The sequence below is a fragment of the Proteiniphilum sp. LBM24028 genome (genome assembly GCF_056629195.1).
The window spans coordinates 275,804-296,035 of sequence record NZ_CM152817.1 but is presented as its reverse complement, the minus strand read 5'-3'; the positions used below and the strand labels follow the sequence as shown (position 1 = coordinate 296,035).

At 47.8% G+C, this 20,232-nt stretch carries 18 protein-coding genes; 12 read left to right on the top strand and 6 right to left on the bottom strand.

What is annotated here, in order from left to right:
- Positions 1 to 9 precede the first annotated feature (9 nt).
- Positions 10 to 1,308 carry an O-acetylhomoserine aminocarboxypropyltransferase/cysteine synthase family protein gene (locus AC1HCU_RS01150; RefSeq protein WP_480368038.1) on the top strand — a complete coding sequence of 433 codons (1,299 nt, stop codon included), beginning with the start codon at positions 10 to 12 and terminating at the stop codon, positions 1,306 to 1,308.
- A 60-nt stretch (positions 1,309 to 1,368) separates the two neighbouring features.
- On the opposite strand, the gene AC1HCU_RS01145 is transcribed toward AC1HCU_RS01150, so the two are convergent.
- Positions 1,369 to 1,914 (bottom strand): DUF4488 domain-containing protein, encoded by a 546-nt coding sequence (locus tag AC1HCU_RS01145; RefSeq protein ID WP_321722012.1) that lies wholly within the window; start codon positions 1,912 to 1,914, stop codon positions 1,369 to 1,371.
- 192 nt (positions 1,915 to 2,106) lie between these two features.
- Here AC1HCU_RS01145 and AC1HCU_RS01140 point away from each other — a divergent pair, with 192 nt between their 5' ends.
- The gene (locus tag AC1HCU_RS01140; protein WP_480368034.1) at positions 2,107 to 2,997 is read left to right on the top strand and encodes a coiled-coil domain-containing protein; all 891 of its coding nucleotides are present in this window, start codon (positions 2,107 to 2,109) and stop codon (positions 2,995 to 2,997) included.
- Positions 2,998 to 3,080: 83 nt separating this feature from the next.
- Positions 3,081 to 4,943, top strand: coding sequence for an SLC13 family permease (locus AC1HCU_RS01135; protein WP_480370980.1), 1,863 nt, complete (start codon positions 3,081 to 3,083; stop codon positions 4,941 to 4,943).
- An 81-nt stretch (positions 4,944 to 5,024) separates the two neighbouring features.
- On the opposite strand, the gene ligA is transcribed toward AC1HCU_RS01135, so the two are convergent.
- From ligA to panC, 5 genes are all read right to left on the bottom strand, one after another.
- Positions 5,025 to 7,022, bottom strand: coding sequence for an NAD-dependent DNA ligase LigA (ligA, locus tag AC1HCU_RS01130; RefSeq protein WP_480368031.1), 1,998 nt, complete (start codon positions 7,020 to 7,022; stop codon positions 5,025 to 5,027).
- A gap of 11 nt (positions 7,023 to 7,033) precedes the next feature.
- Positions 7,034 to 8,101 carry a hypothetical protein gene (locus tag AC1HCU_RS01125; RefSeq protein ID WP_480368029.1) on the bottom strand — a complete coding sequence of 356 codons (1,068 nt, stop codon included), beginning with the start codon at positions 8,099 to 8,101 and terminating at the stop codon, positions 7,034 to 7,036.
- Positions 8,102 to 8,140: 39 nt separating this feature from the next.
- Positions 8,141 to 9,463: an MATE family efflux transporter gene (locus tag AC1HCU_RS01120; protein ID WP_480368027.1), complete on the bottom strand. Its 1,323-nt coding sequence runs from the start codon at positions 9,461 to 9,463 to the stop codon at positions 8,141 to 8,143.
- Between the two features lie 67 nt (positions 9,464 to 9,530).
- Positions 9,531 to 9,881 carry an aspartate 1-decarboxylase gene (gene panD, locus AC1HCU_RS01115; protein ID WP_480368023.1) on the bottom strand — a complete coding sequence of 117 codons (351 nt, stop codon included), beginning with the start codon at positions 9,879 to 9,881 and terminating at the stop codon, positions 9,531 to 9,533.
- Between the two features lie 4 nt (positions 9,882 to 9,885).
- On the bottom strand, positions 9,886 to 10,728 hold the full coding sequence (panC, locus tag AC1HCU_RS01110; RefSeq protein ID WP_480368020.1) for a pantoate--beta-alanine ligase: 843 nt from the start codon (positions 10,726 to 10,728) through the stop codon (positions 9,886 to 9,888).
- Positions 10,729 to 10,927: 199 nt separating this feature from the next.
- On the opposite strand from panC, the gene AC1HCU_RS01105 reads away from it, so the two are divergent.
- From AC1HCU_RS01105 to AC1HCU_RS01065, 9 genes are all read left to right on the top strand, one after another.
- Positions 10,928 to 11,746, top strand: coding sequence for a glycogen/starch synthase (locus tag AC1HCU_RS01105; RefSeq protein WP_480368017.1), 819 nt, complete (start codon positions 10,928 to 10,930; stop codon positions 11,744 to 11,746).
- A gap of 144 nt (positions 11,747 to 11,890) precedes the next feature.
- On the top strand, positions 11,891 to 13,282 hold the full coding sequence (locus tag AC1HCU_RS01100; RefSeq protein WP_480370977.1) for a DUF4270 domain-containing protein: 1,392 nt from the start codon (positions 11,891 to 11,893) through the stop codon (positions 13,280 to 13,282).
- 122 nt (positions 13,283 to 13,404) lie between these two features.
- Positions 13,405 to 14,076: a helix-turn-helix transcriptional regulator gene (locus AC1HCU_RS01095; protein ID WP_480368014.1), complete on the top strand. Its 672-nt coding sequence runs from the start codon at positions 13,405 to 13,407 to the stop codon at positions 14,074 to 14,076.
- Between the two features lie 564 nt (positions 14,077 to 14,640).
- Positions 14,641 to 15,450: a MotA/TolQ/ExbB proton channel family protein gene (locus tag AC1HCU_RS01090; protein WP_480370974.1), complete on the top strand. Its 810-nt coding sequence runs from the start codon at positions 14,641 to 14,643 to the stop codon at positions 15,448 to 15,450.
- Between the two features lie 12 nt (positions 15,451 to 15,462).
- A complete protein-coding gene (locus AC1HCU_RS01085) occupies positions 15,463 to 16,089 on the top strand; it encodes an ExbD/TolR family protein (protein WP_480368011.1) in 627 nt (208 codons plus the stop codon).
- A 33-nt stretch (positions 16,090 to 16,122) separates the two neighbouring features.
- Positions 16,123 to 16,734, top strand: coding sequence for an ExbD/TolR family protein (locus AC1HCU_RS01080; protein ID WP_480368008.1), 612 nt, complete (start codon positions 16,123 to 16,125; stop codon positions 16,732 to 16,734).
- A gap of 35 nt (positions 16,735 to 16,769) precedes the next feature.
- Positions 16,770 to 17,600, top strand: coding sequence for an energy transducer TonB (locus AC1HCU_RS01075; RefSeq protein WP_480368005.1), 831 nt, complete (start codon positions 16,770 to 16,772; stop codon positions 17,598 to 17,600).
- A gap of 52 nt (positions 17,601 to 17,652) precedes the next feature.
- A complete protein-coding gene (locus AC1HCU_RS01070) occupies positions 17,653 to 18,579 on the top strand; it encodes a PstS family phosphate ABC transporter substrate-binding protein (RefSeq protein ID WP_480368003.1) in 927 nt (308 codons plus the stop codon).
- Between the two features lie 54 nt (positions 18,580 to 18,633).
- A complete protein-coding gene (locus AC1HCU_RS01065; RefSeq protein WP_480368001.1) occupies positions 18,634 to 20,232 on the top strand; it encodes a tetratricopeptide repeat protein in 1,599 nt (532 codons plus the stop codon).

The following is a 20,232-nucleotide window of genomic DNA, read 5'->3' as shown; positions in this document are numbered from 1 at the left end:
TCACAAAATATGGAAAAAAAACATTTTGAAACGCTGCAAGTACACGCAGGACAGGAACCCGACCCGGTAACCGGGTCAAGAGCGGTTCCAATTCATCAGACCACAGCTTATGCATTCAGAAGTGCAGAACACGGCGCCAATTTATTCGGACTGAAAGAGTTCGGAAACATCTACACCCGATTGCAGAATCCCACAACCGATGTGTTTGAAAAACGCATGGCAGCCCTCGAAGGAGGCGTAGCCGCAGTGGCAACCTCATCGGGCATGGCAGCCCAGCTTATCGCTATTCATAACCTGGCATCGGCAGGCGACAATATAGTATCCACCTCCTACCTTTATGGGGGAACCTACAATCAGTTTAAGGTAACCTTTGCCCGTCTAGGCATCGAGGTTCGTTTTGCAGACGGAGACAACGTGGAGAGCATTGCCTCGCTGATCGACGGAAATACCAAAGCCATCTACCTGGAAACAATAGGCAACCCGGAGTATAATATCCCCGATTTTGAAGCCATTGCAGAAGTGGCAAGGAAGCATGATATTCCGGTGATTGTGGACAACACTTTCGGGCAGGGAGGGTATCTTTTCAATCCAATCGAATGGGGTGCCAGCGTGGTGCTTCATTCTGCCACAAAATGGATTGGCGGACACGGCACATCCATGGGCGGTGTCATCATTGACGGAGGTAACTTCAACTGGGGAAATGGAAAATATCCAATGTTCAGCGAACCGTCGGAGGGGTATCACGGCCTTAACTTCTGGGAAACATTCGGTGACAGCTCCCCCTTTGGAAACATCGCCTACTCCATCCGCTGCCGCGTGGAAGGATTGCGCGACCTGGGACCGGTGAACAGCCCCTTCAACTCTTTCCTGCTCTTGTTGGGACTGGAAACACTGTCACTGCGTGCCGAACGTACCAATGCCAATGCACTGGAGCTGGCCCGCTGGCTGGAAAAACATCCGAAGGTGGAGAGTGTAAACTATCCCGGACTGGAAGGTAACAAATATCACGCCCTGGCCAAGAAATATCTGAAGAACAACGGATTTGGCGGGGTGCTCTCCTTCTTTGTGAAGGGCGACGTGGCGCAAACGGCCAGGGTCATCGACAACCTTTCCATGATCAGCCACCTGGCGAATGTGGGTGATGCCAAAACGCTGATTATTCATCCTGCCAGTACCACCCACCAGCAACTGTCGGATGAGGCACAAATTGCTGCCGGTGTTTATCCGAATCTACTTCGTGTATCGCTCGGCATTGAACATATCAACGATATAAAAGCCGACTTGGATGAAGCGTTGAAACAACTCTGATATTTTAATCGTATTCAAAAGAATGGCGGCACCAGAAATGCCGCCATTCATATTTTATAGCTATTTCGTCACCTCCTTTATCACCTCCTCATTATCGAGTAACTCTCTGAGTTCCTGTCGCAGATCCACATTGCTCACCTCAAGATCTTCAATGCATACCCGTTGCCAGATCTCCTCTATCCATCTGTTCCGCGTGATTCCAAACTCGTCGATAGGCTGGAACCAGCGAAGGTACATGAAATTTGTGTGTGTAAGCCTGATATTAAGCGGATTATCTTTCCCCTCCTGACTTTTGTTGAATGAATTCACGATCTCCTCCGTATAAAGGTCGTCTTCCAGCCTGTATGTTCCGTCTACGGTAATGATGGCACCCTTTTCGGTGGACATGAAATTCATAAATCTACCGTCGTGAAAAATCATCTTGAACATTCCGGAAGGAATCACCCTGTAACCCGCCTCGTCACTGTTGTGTATTGCTTTCACCTCCCACAATCCCACGATTCGCTCCGCAGCTTCGTTACGAACCGACATCTGCTGAGAAGAACCGCAACCGGCAAAAAATGTAATTATGCCGATCAACATAAAAAAAGCCGCCCTTGTTTCCATATGATTAAATTTAGCAATTTCGCCCCCGATATTCCATATGTATATAACACTTTTTCAGGAAATTCGTTTATTAAACCCCGTACTTTTAAAACTGGCGAAGCTTATCTTAAAATTCCAAAAAAGAAGATGTAATCATTGGGTTTTAGGCTGAAAACCTCTATTTTTGCCATCGATTGGAAAATAAGCACTTGAATGAAAATAAACTTTAGTGAGCGAACACCCCAGCTGATTGCCATTATTGGTGTGCTCGCAGTAATTTTGGCCATACTTATAGGTTTCCTGTTCTCTAAAAACTCACAAATGAATGAGATGCAGGAGCAGTTCACCGTAGACAAGGCGGAACTGGAAGATGAGTATGAGGCGATTTCATTACAATACGAAGGGTTCAAATTCAGCGTACAAAACGACTCACTCCTGTACAAGCTTGAGAATGAACAGGCCAAGGTGCTCCGCCTGCAGGAAGAGTTGCGCTTGACCAAGGCATCTGACCAGGCTGAGATAAAACGATTGAAGGACGAGCTGGCCACCCTGCGTAAGATACTCCGTTCCTACATCCAGCAGATCGACTCGTTGAACAGGCTAAATGAAGAACTGCGCGCCGAGAACAGGCAAATCACACAACAATACAACCAGACAAGCCGTACCCTCAACCAGGTGTCGCAGGAGAAAGCCGCACTCTCTGAAAAAGTATCCCTGGCCGCACAGCTTGTGGCGACAAATATTGGTGCCAAAGCAGTGAATGACAGGGGACGTGAACAGACCCGACTGAGCAGAAGCGCTCAATTTGTGATTTCTTTTACCATTGCCCGCAACATCACTACCGAACCGGGAGAGCGGGAGATATTTGTCCGTATCATGGCACCCGACGGGAGCGTACTCTCCAAAAGTGCATCCAATACGTTTCCCTATGAAAATGGCAAGATTCGCTATTCCATGAAGCGCATAGTCGAATATGGCGGAGAAGAGATCCCCGTCACCATGTACTGGGATATCGAGGAGTTCCTGATGCCGGGCACGTACAAAGCGGACATCTTTGCCGACGGCTACCACATCGGAACACACAGCTTCACCATGCAGGAATAAAACACTATGGCTCCGCCGGTGTCGTTTTAATTACCACGGCGGTCTTTTTTCGTCTTCGCTCCCAATCACTTATGGATATAAATATTCTCCTTGTTTTTGCAATTATTCTGCTGGCCGTCTTTTTCTTCGTGTGGGGAAAAGTACGATCGGACATTGTAGCCCTGTCGGTGGTCGCACTGTTGACCGCAACGGGTATCCTGACTCCCGCAGAGGGGTTGTCGGGATTTTCCAACCCGGTGGTGATCATGATTGTCTCCCTGTTCATTGTGGGGGGAGGGATCTTCCAGACGGGTCTCGCCAAAATGATCAGTACCCGGATACTGAAGTTCGCCGGAAAAAGCGAGCTCCGGCTATTTGTACTTGTGATGCTGGTAACCGGTAGCATTGGCGCACTAATCAGTAACACCGGTACCGTGGCCCTGATGCTTCCTATTATCATGAGCATGGCCTCAGAAGCTAAAACCGATGCCCGGCGTTACCTGATGCCAATGGCTTTTGCCAGCAGTCTGGGAATATTCACCCTCATCAGCACTCCTCCCAACCTGATCATCAACGATGTGCTGGTAAGCGGCGGATTCGGAGAACTTGCTTTCTTCTCCTTCCTGCCAATCGGCGCCATCACACTTACAATAGGTATCCTGCTGCTGTGGCCCCTGAGCAAGTTGCTTATCACCGGAAAAAATAGAGACAAGTCATCCACAGAAAAATCCAAGTCACTCAATCAGCTGGCTTCAGAATACCAGCTGGCGGACAATCTCTACAGGGCGACCATTGGCAGCACATCTCCGCTCCTCCACAAACCGCTTCAGAATCTTAACATTCCAGGTACCTACAATGTAAGTATTCTTGAGATCCGGAGAGTCCAGTCGCGAAAACGTTTTCACAAAACGGTGGACATGAGCCTGGCAGGCCCCTCCACAACCCTGAAGGAGAATGATCTGCTCTATATACTGGGAAACTTCGACGATGTCATTGCCTTTACCCGGGATAACGACCTGACGATGATCGATACCCATAAAACGGAAATGGGCAAAAATCCCGTATCGGTTTCTCAGGCGGGAGGCATGGAGTTTGAGAAGACCGGCATCGCGGAGGTGGTACTGATGTCGGGTTCCAGCCTGATCAACAAGCGGGTAAAAGAATCCAACTTCCGCCAGCTCTACCATGTAAACATTCTCGGCTTGCGCCGTAAAGACGGATACATCCTCCAGGATGTAAAAGACGAGAAAATGCAGTCGGGCGACCTGCTGCTCGTGCAGGGCAAATGGAGCGACATTGAGAAGCTGACACTGGAGACGTCGGAATGGGTTGTTGCCGGACAGCCTATGGAGAATGCGTTAAAGGTTCCGCGCAACCATAAGGCTCCTACGGCCGCCGCCATCATGATCCTGATGGTTCTCTCCATGGTGTTTAACCTGGTGCCGACCGTAGTCTCTGCCATGGTAGCGGCCCTGTTGATGATTATCCTGGGCTGTTTCCGCAATGTGGAGGCTGCCTATAAATCGATCAACTGGGAAAGTACATTCCTCTTTGCAGGGATGTTTTCGCTGGGAATTGCCATGGAGAAATCGGGAGCCTCCTCGCTGATAGCGGACGGGATTGTGGGCGGTTTGAGCAGCTACGGGCCAATGGCAGTGATGGCGGGCATCTATGTGGCCACTTCCATCCTGACGCTCTTCATCAGCAATACGGCTACGGCCGTGCTGTTTGCACCCATTGCGCTGCAGGCAGCCCTGGCCATCGATGCGAGCCCCTATCCTTTCCTCTTTTCGGTAGCAATAGCCGCCAGCATGTGCTTCGCCAGTCCCTTCTCCACGCCACCCAACGCGCTGGTCATCTCGGCCGGCCGTTATAAGTTTGGCGACTACGTGAAGGTAGGACTCCCGCTGCAACTCGTTATCGGCGTAGTCATGATTGTGGCGCTGCCGCTGCTGTTCCCGTTCTGATGAGAGATATCCGGCTATGGGAGCACCGCACCGGATAGAGAAGTATACGCTACGGCCTGCCGCGGGGAAGTGAGTCGTTTTTTAGCCGATCATCTCGAGAAATATCTGTTCGTCGATGACCTTTACACCCAGCTTACGGGCTTTCTCCAGCTTCGCCGGGCCCATATTTTCGCCGGCAAGGATATAGTCGGTACTCCTGGATACCGACCCGCTGTTCTTCCCTCCGTTCTGCAGGATCATCGCCTTGTACTCGTCGCGGGAATGCAGGGCAAATGTGCCGCTGATGACAATGGTCAGCCCTTTCAGCCTATCGGTTCTTGCTGCCAGCACCTCCTCATTCAAGGCGAACTGCAGGCCCTTCCGGCGGAGGCGATCTACAAAATCGACAAACTTGGGTTTTGAAAAGAACTCCGTCACGCTCTGTGCAATGCGGTCGCCAATCTCCTCAACCGACATCAGCTGCTCGGGCGTCGCTGCCGCAAGAGCATCGATATCGGGAAAGGCATGCGCCAGCTTTTGCGCCACGGTTTCTCCCACGTAACGTATTCCCAGGGCAAAGAGCACCCGCTCGTAAGGGACCGTCTTCGATTTTTCGATGCTCGCCAGCAGATTACGGGCACTGGTCTCCGCCCACCGGTCCAGGTTTACAATATCTTCAAAACGCAACGTATACAAGTCGGCTGCATCGCGGATCAGCCCCTTGTCAAAGAGCAAGGCAATGGTCTCGGGGCCGATGGTGATGTCCATGCCCTTGCGGGTAACAAAATGTTCAATGCGCCCCTTGATCTGGGGAGGACATTCTTCGGAATTGGGACAGTAATGTACCGCTTCATCCTCGTTGCGTACCAGTGGAGTGTTACAATCCGGACAATTACGGACAAACGTCACCTTGTCTCCCAGCAGAAAGCGCGCCTCCTTATCCACACCGGTAATTTTGGGGATGATCTCCCCGCCCTTCTCCACAAACACCATGTCACCGATATGCAAATCGAGGGCGTTGATGGCATCCTCGTTGTAGAGCGATGCCCGCTTTACGGTAGTACCCGACAGCAACACCGGATCAAGGTTTGCGACGGGTGTCACCGCTCCTGTCCGCCCCACCTGCCATGTAACCGACCCGAGGCGCGTCACGGCCTGCTCGGCATTGAACTTGAAGGCAATGGACCAGCGTGGAAACTTGGAGGTAGCTCCCAGATTACGCTGCTGGAGGAGGGAATCTACTTTCAGCACCACCCCGTCGGTAGTCACGGGAAGCGTTTTGCGCTCCACATCCCACTGCTTCAGAAAAGCAAAGATCTCCTCCAGGCTCCGGCACTTCGTCATGGACCGGGATACATTCAATCCCCATGCACGGGCGAGGGTCATATTGTTGTAATGGCTGTCGGTAGGCAGCGATTCTCCCAGCATGTTATACATATATGATTCCAGCCTGCGGGAGGCCACAAGGCGCGAATCCTGCAGCTTCAGCGTTCCCGACGCTGCGTTGCGCGGGTTTGCAAAAAGCGTTTCCTCCTGCTCTGCCCGTTCCCTGTTAAGGGTATCGAAGGAGCTCCAGGGCATCAGGATCTCTCCCCGTACCTCCACGTAGGAAGGCACATCGTCTCCTTTCAGGATCAGCGGCACATTCCGGATGGTACGCACATTGTCGGTCACATCATCCCCTTTTTTCCCATCGCCCCGTGTTACGGCACGAACCAGCCGTCCCTCTTCATAATGGAGCGAGATGGAAGTACCGTCGTACTTCAGCTCGCATACTATTTCGAACTCCTCGTTCAGCGTTCGTTTTACCCTGTTGTAAAAATCTGCCACCTCACCCTCCGAGTAGGTATTCTGCAGCGAGAGCATCGGATAACGGTGTTTCACCTGAGTAAAGTTCTTGTTGATGTCACTCCCTACGCGCATGGTAGGTGAGTTGGGATCGTACCATTCGGGATGCTCTGTCTCAAGCTCTGTCAGCTGCTGCATCATTCTGTCATATTCCCGGTCCGAAATAACGGGATGTGACAGCACGTAATAGTTATAATTGTGTTCGTGAAGCTGTTGGCGCAGGGATTCTATTTTTTGTCGGATCGGATCCATATAATTATTTTTTACTGAAATATTTTCATCCAGGGATAACGTGCAGTACGCTTCTGGGGCCTTGAAAAATTGTCGATTGAAGCCGACACGGAAAATGTCTGCTGAAAAAGTATGTTCCCCTCCGTGAAGTGCAAGTTGAAGTTCAGTCTGGCCGAGACTCTTTCTGTCTCAATCAGATTCACATACCATTTACTTTGCAGGTAGGTGGAACCCCTCAAAAAGGGATTTCCCCAGTACAATTCCGAACCGTATACCGGATATAACCGCATGCGTGCATCGCCTGCGTAGAAAGTATTCTCTGTTCCAAACTTCCAGAATGAAGCATCGGCCCGGGCGGTAAACCCCACCGGCTTATAACTTATGTCAGCTTTACGGTCGCGTTCAAATCCGGCAAGGATACCCACCGAAAACAATCCGTTGAAGTTTTCCTCCGACACATACTCTATACCCGTTGAAGCCATCAGCTGCATATGTTCGCTCACTCCGTAGGCAGGATTTTCCGGGCGTGTGCCGGCGTAATGATAGAGATAGGATTGAAAATCGCCGAAATAAATACCGTGCGAGGCCTTACCCGACAGCCCCAGGAAGAAGTTCTCCCGCGCTTCGGGAGTAGCATAGCCGGTCCAATCCATCCAGACATTGAAAAAATTACGTTCCTTACCTATCTGCCAGAAAAAACCCTGCATGAGTGGCATAAAGTTGTTCACCGAGTCGCTGAAGAAGAAATCGGAATAGTTCGGCAAAGCCTCAATGCTTGAAAAGGATCCCGCACGAAACAATACCTTGGGATTTTCATACTGGTAATAGAGAACCAGTTCGGTTTTATCGGCCACCTCATCCGTGCCTGGAATCTTAAGCAGATTTACTCCGCCGAAGAGAGTGTGTTCTGAATTCCAGGATATACCTGCCAGCGGCTGCAGCCAGATGCCGTTCATCGTTTGGGGATCGGTGTAGGATGATTTTTTATACTCCTGGTTATCGAAAAAATACTCGAATCCCAGTTTCCATCGATACTCCTGCGCCTGAAGGGAAAGGATTGAGCCGATGGCAACAAACAGGTAAAAAATTTTACTCCGCATATCCGGCATTATTTAAGGGGTTAAAGATACATGAAAATCCTAAATTTTCCTGTCTTTCCATCTTCCGCTGCGCAGATAAAAACAGGAAAGGATAGTCAAAAACAACCAGTAAACATGTTCCGTGGTCCATGCAGCCGCCACCGATGCCCGCAGGTAAATAATGACAAACCACATGTAAGAAACATAAAACAGCAGCGTAAATATCTCAAACCGGAGCGCAGTACGCGTATTACCCGTACCCGAGACTGCGCTGAAAAGCACCGTGCCCACACTGTAGAGCGGCAGGGAGGAAATCAGTACGTATAAGGGCATCACAGTATCCTGTATCAGCAAAGGGTCATCGGTGTAGATATGAATCATGACACGAGGAAAAACAGAAATAACGGCAACAACGATACCCATCACACCGAGGCTGATCAGCGAAAGCCGCCTGATAAGACCGGCTACCTCATCGTTTCTGCCCGCACCAATGGTGTTGCTCACCATGGTGCCGGTGGTAGATCCTATGGCGTGGGAAGGAATGGTGAAGATGGTGTAAAAACTCCGGACAATGTTGCTTACCGCCAATGATCGTTCTCCCATGTAATTCTCAATAAACAGGAAAAAGAGCATCCAGGTGCCTATTGAAAAAAGATACTGTACCATCATAAAGATGGATATGTTGAGCACTCTTTTGATGACCTGCCACTGGAAACGGATCTTTGTGAAACCGTATTTTTCAGGGTCCACTGTCTTGCGGGTGTGTACCACGAAGAAGAGCGTGGAAGAAAACTCGGCAATCACCGAAGCGATAGCTGCACCGCCAATGCCCATCTCTGGCATGCCCAGGTTGCCAAAAATAAGTCCGTAGTCGAACACTACGTTCACCAGCGCCATCACCACCGCGTTAATAGTAAGTACCTTTGTGCGTGCGATACCGATGTAAAAAGCACGAAACATCAGGTTTATGAATGCAAAAACAAGACCGAACACCCGCCACTCCAGATATTCCGTCACGGCGCCGGCCACGTCGGCCGACTCAAACAAGGAAGGCAGCCAGACCCCTGCACCATAGCGCAACAGCGGGATAAGCAGCATAGCAGGAATGAGAAGAAATATGGATCCCTGAATCACAATATCGCCTATCTGGTTGTAGTTTCCTTCACCATTCCTGCGCCCGATCAGAATCTGGCTGCCCATACTGAAGCCAAAGCCCAGGATATACAACGCGATATAGAGGACACCTGCCAAAGCCGACGCCCCCAACTCCACCTCTCCCACGCGGCCGAGAAAAGCAGTGTCTATTACCTGTATCATGTTTTGAGCCAGCAGGCTCAACAGGATGGGTGTACTTATTTTAACGATGTGCCTGTTTGAATACACTCTTCTTTGTGCAACAAACCGCCGGTGTAAGAACAGCCGGCGGTTTAAAAAAATGGTTATTTACCTGTTATTTAATGCGATTGGTTTTCTCGTCCAGATGGATGACCGTCGGTTGGAACATCCTTGCTTCTTCCAGCGGAAGCATGGCGTAGCTCATGATGATAATTACATCGCCTTTCTGTACTTTCCGTGCCGCAGCACCGTTCAGACAGATAATACCCGAACCACGTTCCCCACGGATGATATAGGTTTCAAAACGCTCACCATTATTGTTGTTTACCACCGACACCTTCTCGTGCACGAACATGTTGGCCGCATCAATGAGATCTTCGTCTATCGTGATGCTACCCTCGTAATTCAGGTTGGCATCGGTCACCGTGGCCCTGTGTATCTTCGATTTTAATGTTTCTACCCACATAAAATTATTTGTATCTGATGTTGTCTATCAAACGTACATCGCCGCAAAAAACAGTAATGCAGCCTACCACGTATCCGGAATCATCCCAGGATGCAACAAGCTGCAGTGAATCGCCGTCAACAATCTCAAAATACTCCACCTGCAAAGACGGTACCTTGTGAATCTGATCAATCACCCAATCGGTCAGTTTATCGGGCGAGGCAATTTCGATCTTCTCTATACTCTCGCGCAGCACGCGGTAAATATGTGCGGCATCTGCTTTTTGAGGTTCTGTTAAAAGGCGGTTGCGGCTGCTTAATGCCAGTCCACCGGCTTCCCTTACAATAGGTACACCCACAATCTGCACGGGCATCTTCAGCTGTTTCACCATGGCACGCACAATGGCCAGCTGTTGAAAATCCTTCTCGCCAAAGTAGGCATTGTCGGGCTCTGTGAAAGCAAACAACTTACTCACGACCTGGGCCACACCGTTGAAATGACCGGGGCGGTAGCGTCCTTCCATCACCTTGTCGAGAAGCCCGAAATCGAAAACACGGGTGTCGGGTTCCGGATACATTTCCTCTACGGAAGGGGCAAACAGCACATCAGCACCAATTTTTTCCAACAGTAGACAATCCTCCTCCCAGGTGCGCGGATACCGGCGCAGATCCTCCTTGTTGTTGAACTGGGTTGGATTTACGAAAAGACTGACCACACACACATCGTTCTCTGAGGTACACAACGTAACCAGGGCCGCATGCCCGGCATGCAGCGCTCCCATAGTCGGCACAAGACCAATGGTTTTACCTGCACCTCGCAGCTTTTGTAACGACTCCTTCAGGCGGGCTATCGTATGAATGATCTCCATGAGTTCCGTTTTAAAATGCAAAGCAACAAAATATTTGCCACATACAGAAACCTATTTGCATTATTTCACGTAAAACAATGTCAGATATACAAGCTATTTGCACTATATATCAGCAGATTACAAAATACCTCCGGATTTATTTTGTAATTATCCGGATTTTTTTTATTATCTTTGTACTCAATTTTAGATAATTAGCTTCATGTCTCAGAAAAAAATCTTGTATATCTCTCAGGAGATCTATCCTTATCTCGACGAAACCCCTATTTCGAACACATCGCGTTATTTACCCCATGCTATTCAGGATAGGGGGAAGGAAATCCGTGCATTTATGCCAAAGTACGGCAACATCAATGAACGTCGGAACCAGTTGCACGAAGTGATTCGTCTTTCAGGGATGAACCTCATCATTGATGACTCAGACCATTCACTGATCATCAAGGTTGCCTCCATTCAGGCAGCAAGGATGCAGGTCTATTTCATCGACAACGAGGATTTCTTCCAGAACAGGGAGACGCTCGTCGACAAAAAAGGCGAAGAATACGACGACAATGACGAACGGAGTATCTTCTTCGTGCGAGGCGTGATGGAAACCATCAAGAAACTGCGCTGGGTACCCGACATCATTCACTGTCACGGGTGGTTCACCGCACTGGCGCCCCTTTATATCAAGAGAGGATACGCCGATGATCCCTGCTTCAAGAATGCCAGGGTCGTTTATTCGCTATACGATGAAACATTTCAAAAACCATTCAATCAGAACACGGCCGAGAAACTCCGCTTTGAAGGGATCGGCGATCCCGAAATAGAAAAAGTGAAAAGCAGGGGAACCATGGATTACGTGAACCTGATGAAGCTGGCCGTAGATTTTTCAGATGGTATTGTCCAGGGGAGCGACCATATCCATCCCGAAGTGGCCGCCTATGTGAAGGAACAGAATATTGATTTCCTGCCGTTTGAGGCCACATTCGACAAAAGTGTGGAAGCCATTGACGCTTTTTATGAAAAAATTGACGCATAAGCGTGATTAAAACAGGTAAAATTCACTTTTTTATTTTTCCTAAACCCAAATATCATTAAAAATGAAAAGAAAGCATTTCAACGTCTTTCATTTGAATGTTTTTTTTAGGATATTTGCGGATCAAAAACAAACTCTTTGCAACGAATGAAGCGCAAATCCTTAATAAAAGGGTTATTCCTAACCTTTGCAGCAATATTCACACTTTCGTGTAACGACACGCTCGACCAGGTTGGATTCACCATCCAGCCGGGTAAGGACCGGCTGGAACTGGGGGTGGATACACTCCACCTGAAGGCCCGCACAATACAGGTGGATTCCGTGTACAACAAAACCAAGTATCCGGTCCTGGGAGAATATGCCGACCCTGTTTTTGGAATGATTAAATCCTCCTACGTGGGTGAGTTCTACTTTCCCGAAGGAGGCGGATTCAAGGAAGGTGCCAATATCGACTCCGTACGGGTGATTGTCTCATATACCACCATGATGGGTGACTCACTGGCACCCATGGCCCTGTCGGTATATGAGGTAAACAAATCACTGAAAGGACTCAGCAGCTACACACACGTCGATCCTGCCGATTTTTCAGATATGTCCGCACCTTTGGGTACGCAAAACTTCACCGGCAAGAACGCAACCTACCGGACCGAATCCTATACCGCTGCGGATTACTCTACGGTTACATACAAGGTTTATGACATCATCGTGAAGCTGCCTGATGCGCTGGGTGAAAATTTTCTTACCGAATACAAGAAGCCCGGACACGGGAAAATGGTGAATGCCGATACATTCAGGGAATTTTTCCGGGGATTGTATTTTTCAACAACTTTCGGCAAGAGCACCATCCTCAATGTGAACAATACCTCGCTCTATGTACATTATAACTACCTTGACAAGAAAGGTTCATCGAACGGACAGGACACCATACGTACCGATGCCCTGCGTCTGAACATTACACCGGAGGTGACCCAGCTCAATTATATTCAAAACGACAACAGCCAGCTGCTGGAAGAGAGTCCCACGCACATGTATGTAAAAAGTCCCGCAGGCGTTAATACGGAAATTATATTCCCCTTCTCAGAAATACACGACCAGATAAAGTCTCAGGCATTGAATCTCGCAAATTTCACCATTTACGCGATGCCCGATGCCATCGAAAACCCGCTGGTTAAAATCAGCCCGCCCAACTATCTGCTGCTTGTGAATAAAGACTCACTGGCCGGTTTTTTTGAAAAACGAAAACTGATCGACAATGTGACCAGCTTCCTGTCAAAGTTCGACGCCACCACCTACTCGTACAAATTCAGCAACATCTCCACGATGATCAACCATTACAACCAGGAACATGACGGCAAACCCTTCGATCTGGTTTATTATCTTATTCCGGTGGACGCTACCTACACGACCGTGCAGCAAAGTTATTATTCTTCGGGAAGCCAGACACTCACCGGGTTGCACAACCAGATGTGGCCTACGGCTGCCAAGCTGGACAAGCGGGAAGGAAACCTGAAACTGGAGTTGATCTTTAGCAATTTTTAAATCAGGGACGGGCTTTGTTTTTGATGGACAAAAATGGAGTCTGCCAGTATCAACGGGACTTGCCAGCATCGGGCGGGAGTCGCGCGCAAGGGCCTGTTCAACAAAGTGTATAATAAGCTGATATGAGTTATTTCCTATTTGTATTCTTCGCATATTTTACATCAGCTTCCTCATTGACAACTTTACCGATGGCAGGAGGAAAAGATTTTCCATGCGTAGAAAGAGGAGTGACGACGCCGGCAAACATTGATATTTTTCTGCATATTTCTCACGACAACCTGTTTTCTCTCCAGGCTGGTGAAGCCCAGGAATACTCTTCCAACACTACTAAAAAAACGGAAACCATCATAGGAGCTTTTTTTGTGGTCCTGGTCATTGTCATGCTTGCCCTGATTCCCAAGGGGCTGCTGATCTATTTTGTCTGGCGCAAGTCACGGAATAAAAAACAGGATGACAATACAGAAGTAGCAGGCAACACTCACCCGGAACCAAAGCTTGACATTTATTTCGAAGAGATGCAACAGCTCGGAAAAAAAAATGATCCCATATTTCTGAAGCGGTTCACGGAAGTGTACCCTGATTTTACCCGGCGGCTCCTGCACAAGCACCCCCAGCTGTCGAAATCCGAGTTATCGCTCTGTGCCATGATCTTTTTAAACTTCTCCTCGAAAGAAATCGCAGAGTATACTTTTATTCAACACCGCTCCGTACAGACCAACAGAAGCCGCTTACGAAAAAAAATGCGCATCTCTTCCCACATGGATCTCTACAGATATATAAAATCTTTTGCGTAATTTTCACAGGGAAACCACCTACAGAGGATCCATGACCTATCCTTCTGCGAACCTGATGTGTCTTTCTTTAACCAGGCAAAGGTCCGAAAATATTCTCCGGTGCGCAGCCGATAAATTCCAAAAGGGCATAAAAGTGATGTATTACACCTTATCTACTGATTATCTGAACAATAAACCCGCACACTATACAGTTGTAGTATCCCCGTAAGACCTGTTTTGAACCTTTTTAGTGCCAAATGTAGTACCTGTTGTAGGAGGTGTATCGCACCTCTGACGTACCTGTTTTATTAGAAAATAAGCTTTATGTTGCGAAATTTGTACCGCTTTTTTAGAAAAGCATTATCTACTTTTCTTGATGTTCAATTTTGTCCTCATTCGCTGAAAGTTTTGTGATGCATGACGCACATAATTTGCTGATGTTTATAAAATACTCGTCATACTGAATCGGGATTTGCAGTGATTGGGGACATTTTGATTTGTAATGAACAATTTTAGATTACTATAAACTGACACAAAAAACAAATTATGACAACAAATGAGAATGAGCTGAAAAAGCAACGTGAAATCAACTCCGTTAAAAAGAAAAAACAATCAAAAGGACTTTCTTCAGGTTTGGTGATTGCGCTCTCTTTCGTGGTAGCGTTATCGATATTCCAATTCGTTTTTGGAAATCCGGATAACTTTATCGGGGGAAACAGGGACAATCTTCCGTTGCAGGGAAACCTGCTGGGTACGATCTACAAAGGCGGGTTTGTGATTCCCGTAATCATGACCATGCTCATATCGGTAATCGTACTGAGTATCGAACGCCTGATCGCAATTGCCAGATGCAAGGGCAAGGGCGACTTAACAGTTTTTGTAACAGCCATCAAAGAAAAACTTGTTCATGATGATATCCAGGGTGCACGAACTCTTTGTAACCAACAGAAGGGATCGGTCGCTGCCGTGATCAATGCAGGACTCGACATGTACGAACTGATGCTGAAAGACAATACCGGTTTAACGAAGGAACAAAAGGCGGCCAACATCAGCGAAAAAATTGACGAAGCAACCGCATTGGAACTACCCATGATGAATCAAAACCTTCCCGTAATCGCAACCTTCTCTAACCTGGGAACACTTACCGGGTTGTTCGGTACAGTACTCGGGATGATACGTTCATTCGCTTCACTGGGAGGCTCAGGCGGAACCGATTCTGCTGCACTTTCGGTAGGTATTTCCGAGGCACTTGTCAATACAGCTTTCGGTATTCTTACGGGAGCTATTGCCATTATATCCTATAACTATTTCACGGCAAAGATCGACAACATCACCTATGCCATTGACGAGATAGGTTTCTCTATTGTAAATGTCTTTCAATCGAGACATTCCTAAAAATTTAAACAGATGGCCAGACCAACATTACCAAAAAGAGATACGTGGATCGACATGACGCCCATGAGCGACGTGATGGTACTGCTGCTCACATTCTTCATGCTGACCTCTACCTTCCTGAAACCGGAACCGGTGACGGTGAACACCCCCATGTCGGTGTCCGAGATAAAGATCCCCGAGAAGAGTGTCTTCTCGATATTGATCTCGCCGCAGGGTCAGGTGTTTCTGGACCTGGACAATCCGGACGACAGGATATCGGTACTGGAAAAGATGGCAACAGATTACAATATCTCCTTGACTGAAAAGGAAAAACATGACTTCAGCATTGCCACCTCGTTCGGGGTGCCCATGCAAAATTTCAAGGAATTCATGAGCTTGCCTTTGGAAAAGCAAAACGAACTATTGCCCAATTACGGGATTCCGACAGACAGTCTGAACAATCAGTTTAAAGGTTGGGTGCAGGCTGCCCGCGACGTAAAGGGAAGAGATATGATCATTGCCATCAAAGCCGACCAATCTACCCCCTATACGCATATCAAAAATGTAATGGGCTCGCTACAGGACCTGCGGGAGAACAGATATAATCTGATTACGTCGCTGCGTGAAGTAAGTGAAGAAGAGAGACTGGGTAACTTATAATATGGATATTCAATTAAATGCAAGTAATACAATATGGCAGATAAGAAAGGAAAGAAAAAGGGCGAAATGAAGAAAGCCGACACCAGGGTGAACTTTACCCCTCTGGTCGATATGATCATGCTGTTGCTCACTTTCTTCATGCTTGCCACGACGCTCAGTAAGCCCCAGACAATGGAGATAAGCATGCCGGCGAAAGATAAGGTGACGGTCGAAGAGCAAAACGAAGTAAAGGCTTCCGAAGCATTTACCATCTATCTGGGTGCAGGGCATAAGGTATATTATTACGAAGGATTACCCAATATAGAAGAACCTGACTACCTGAAGGAAACAGATTTTTCGGCAAATGGCCTTCGTTCCATCCTGATCGAAAAAAATAGAAATATCGTACAGCAGGTCAGAGAACTGGAGAACAGGAAGTCGTTACTGCAGATTAGCAAAGAGGAGTATAACAAGCAATTATCCGATTTAAAAAACAGCAAAGGATCACCGGTGGTAATCATCAAACCCCTTGAAAGTTCTACGTACAGCGATATGATTGCGGCTTTGGACGAAATGCTGATTACCAGCATCGGTAAATACGCGATCGTGGATATCAACGATGACGACAAGACCATGTTGCGGAATTCAAGCTTTCCCGTCAACTGATCCCGGCTCATCAGACAAATACAATAAAAGAAGAAATGGCAAAGAACATTAATTTAACGTCACAGGAATGGATTGATCTGATATTTGAGGGCAAAAATAAAAGTTACGGTGCCTACAGACTCCGGCAATCTTCCGGAAAAAGACACCTCTATGCTTTTATCGTTGTCGTCATCGCTACAATTTTGTTATTTGTTGCAATGTCTCTGATTACAACCTATCAGACGCAAAAGAAATCAAAGGAGGCGATGACACAGGTAACCGAGCTATCCAATATACAATTGGAGCAGCCCAAGGTGCCTGAAGAGAATATCATTCAGCAATATATTGCCCCCCCGGTGGAGCTGAAAAGCACCATTAAGTTCACTCCTCCCGTCATTAAAAAAGATGAGGAAGTGAGAGAGGATGCCGAAATGAAAACCCAGGAGTTTCTGACAGAGTCCAATCTGTCAATTTCTGTGGCAGACATAAAAGGCACCAACGAAGAAACGGGTGTGGATATTGCCACCCTCCAGGATCACAAAGTCATTGTGGCCGCCGAACCGGAGGAAAAGATCTTTGAAGTGGTGGAACAACCTGCATCGTTCCCGGGTGGAGATGCCGCTCTGATGAGCTGGTTGAATGAGAATATCAAGTATCCGGTCATTGCACAGGAGAACGGTATTCAGGGCCGCGTGATCATCCAGTTCGTGGTAGGCAGAGACGGTACCATCGATGATATCAACGTGGTCAGGGGAGTCGATCCCAGCCTGGATAAGGAGGCGGTACGCCTGGTGAACAACATGCCCAAGTGGATCCCGGGAAAACAAGGAGGTACGGCGGTGAAGGTAAGGTTTACATTGCCCATCGTATTCAAACTGCAGAATTGATTGCATCGGGAGGGGTAACCCTCCTTCTATCCGTTTTATACAGGCAAAAGAAATGAATATCAGACAAGTCATCTTCCTGCTTCTTGCTTTTTTTGTATGTATCTCCTGTAACAAAAAGAAAGGGGAAAATACAATGAACAGCGGCTACATCCGCATTGCTGTGGACCAGACGATGAAGCCCACCATCCAGGCTGCGATTGATCTGTTTGAAAGCGAAAACGAAGCCGTCGTCGACCCTGTGTATACCTCCGAACGGGAAGCCCTTGACCTGCTGATGGCCGACTCGGTACGTCTCATCGTAACTGCCCGCCGACTGACAACGGCAGAGAGGAACTATTTCCATGAACGAAAATACCAGCCGGAGGAGATCAGAATTGCCCTGGATGGTATCGCATTGATTGTGCATCCTTCCAATCCCGACTCCGTCATCAACGTACAGAATCTGAAAAGGATCCTCACCGGAGAGGTGAAGCGGTGGAACGAAATCTATCCCGGCTCGGGACTGGGAGACATCCAGGTAATATTTGACAATACCAATTCGAGTATTGTCCGCTATGCCAATGATTCCATCTGCAGGGACAAGCCCCTCTCAAGCGATCTGAATGCGCTGAACCTGAACGAGGAAGTAGTGGAGTATGTCTCTCAAAACCCCGGATCCCTGGGACTCATCGGCCTGAATCTCATCAGTGACCCCAACGACAGTACGGTGGTGGAGATGACCACAAAGGTGCAGGTGATGAGAGTTACGTGGGACGAGTATCCCGACAGGTTCAATGCAGTACAACCCTATCAGTACTACCTCTATACAGGACAGTACCCGTTTATCAGGGAGATCTATGTCATCCTGAACGATCCGAGAGGAGAGCTGCCCAAAGGGTTTACCCGCTTCCTGATCTCGGACAGGGGACAACGGATTATCCTCAGGTCGGGATTGCTTCCCTCGGTGATGCCGGTAAATGCGGTAAAAATAACGGACTGAGATATCGGATTTCAAAAACAGGAACTCAATAAAAGAATTTAGATAACAAGAACAATGAAGATGATCATAGAGAGATTGGTTTATACGGCCCTGCTGGCGATGAGCGTATCATTCCTTTGTGCACAGGACAGAAAGGGGATCGATTTCTACGAAGCAGGCGATTATTCCGCGGCAAAATCTTTTTTTTTAAAGAATGGCACTACCGATGCGGTCAGCCATTTCTATCTGGGAGATATTTATTTTAAGGAAAAGAAGACCGATTCGGCGCAATACTATTTCCGCAAAGGACTGGAAGTTGACCCTGAAAACATATACAACAGGATCGGACTGGGCAAAGTGATCCTTGCTCAAACGGGATCGGCTGACGAACTGAACAAAATCGCCAAAGAGAAGAAAAATAGAAAAAATGGTACCGTGCTGACCATGATCGCAGAAGCATACATGGATAACGGTCAAACGAAGGAAGCATTGTCACAGGTGGATCAAGTCATAAAGGCAGACAGCAAAAACCCAAGACCCTACATGCTGAAGGGAGATATAATAGCTTCACAGGGAGACACCGGCGAGGCAGCTACATTGTATGAAAATGCACGCTATTTTGATGCAAGCTACAAACCAGCCTATGTAAAACTGGCACGATTGTATGAAAATATCAAGACGCAAGTCGCTCTCGATTATCTGAAACAAGTTATCGAACTGGATCCCTCATATGTTCCGGGGCAATTCGCCTATAGCCAGATTAATTACAGGAAAGGGTTTTATCCGGAATCACTGAATGCCTTTAAAAAGTATCTAGCTTTGGTGGAGCCCGATGCAAAGGATTACGAACGATACGCTACTGTGCTGTACTTCAACAAGATGTATAAGGAAGCGATTGAAGCGATTGAAAGAGCGCCCGACAACCTTGTGATGGACCGCCTGAAGACTTATGCTTTTTTTGAATTGGGCGAGTATGTAGCGGCGCTTGAAAGCGCGACTAAATTCTTCGGGAAATACGACAAACGTGACTTCATTACGCAGGACTACACCTACTATGCACAAATATTGAACCAAAATAAAAAATTTGCCGAGGCGGCTGATGCCTATATAGAAGCCTACAAGAGGGACGACCACAAGATGGAGTATCTGCAGGAGGCGGCAAAAGCATACGAAAAGGCGGGTGATTACGACCATGCCATCCAGTATTACCGGATGATACTTGAGAATCATCCGGAACCCTCTCTGGCCGAATATTATTTGCTGGGGACCGCCTATTATTCAGCAGGAACAACCACAGGTGTCCTTTCGGATGATCCGAATCAGGACCAGCTCCGAAAAAAAGAGTACCTGACCGAAGCTGACAAAACATTCAGCAATATGATCGGCCATTTTCCCGATCATTATCTGGGATATCTGATGCGTGCCCGTGCCAACTTTGCACTGGATCCGCAGGCGGAAGAGGGTCTCGCAGTGCCCTATTACACGAAGGCGCTGGAAATGATGCTGCCCGATGTTGAAAAGCGTAAAAACGACATCCTGGAGTCTTATCGTTATCTTGGATTCTATCATCTTGGCAAGAACGATGTGACACAAGCAAAACATTTCTGGAACAAGGTACTTGAGTATGATCCAGCCGACGAGACAGCGTTGCAGGTTATCAAGAGTTTAAAGTAA

Excerpts from the sequence above, each read along its gene's own strand:
- AC1HCU_RS01150 (WP_480368038.1), top strand. The coding sequence starts at position 10 with ATGGAAAAAAAACATTTTGAAACGCTGCAAGTACACGCAGGACAGGAA.
- AC1HCU_RS01145 (WP_321722012.1), bottom strand. The coding sequence starts at position 1,914 with ATGGAAACAAGGGCGGCTTTTTTTATGTTGATCGGCATAATTACATTT.
- AC1HCU_RS01140 (WP_480368034.1), top strand. The coding sequence starts at position 2,107 with ATGAAAATAAACTTTAGTGAGCGAACACCCCAGCTGATTGCCATTATT.
- ligA (WP_480368031.1), bottom strand. The coding sequence starts at position 7,022 with ATGGATCCGATCCGACAAAAAATAGAATCCCTGCGCCAACAGCTTCAC.
- AC1HCU_RS01125 (WP_480368029.1), bottom strand. The coding sequence starts at position 8,101 with ATGCGGAGTAAAATTTTTTACCTGTTTGTTGCCATCGGCTCAATCCTT.
- panD (WP_480368023.1), bottom strand. The coding sequence starts at position 9,881 with ATGTGGGTAGAAACATTAAAATCGAAGATACACAGGGCCACGGTGACC.
- panC (WP_480368020.1), bottom strand. The coding sequence starts at position 10,728 with ATGGAGATCATTCATACGATAGCCCGCCTGAAGGAGTCGTTACAAAAG.
- AC1HCU_RS01105 (WP_480368017.1), top strand. The coding sequence starts at position 10,928 with ATGTCTCAGAAAAAAATCTTGTATATCTCTCAGGAGATCTATCCTTAT.
- AC1HCU_RS01100 (WP_480370977.1), top strand. The coding sequence starts at position 11,891 with ATGAAGCGCAAATCCTTAATAAAAGGGTTATTCCTAACCTTTGCAGCA.
- AC1HCU_RS01095 (WP_480368014.1), top strand. The coding sequence starts at position 13,405 with ATGAGTTATTTCCTATTTGTATTCTTCGCATATTTTACATCAGCTTCC.
- AC1HCU_RS01085 (WP_480368011.1), top strand. The coding sequence starts at position 15,463 with ATGGCCAGACCAACATTACCAAAAAGAGATACGTGGATCGACATGACG.
- AC1HCU_RS01080 (WP_480368008.1), top strand. The coding sequence starts at position 16,123 with ATGGCAGATAAGAAAGGAAAGAAAAAGGGCGAAATGAAGAAAGCCGAC.
- AC1HCU_RS01075 (WP_480368005.1), top strand. The coding sequence starts at position 16,770 with ATGGCAAAGAACATTAATTTAACGTCACAGGAATGGATTGATCTGATA.
- AC1HCU_RS01070 (WP_480368003.1), top strand. The coding sequence starts at position 17,653 with ATGAATATCAGACAAGTCATCTTCCTGCTTCTTGCTTTTTTTGTATGT.
- AC1HCU_RS01065 (WP_480368001.1), top strand. The coding sequence starts at position 18,634 with ATGAAGATGATCATAGAGAGATTGGTTTATACGGCCCTGCTGGCGATG.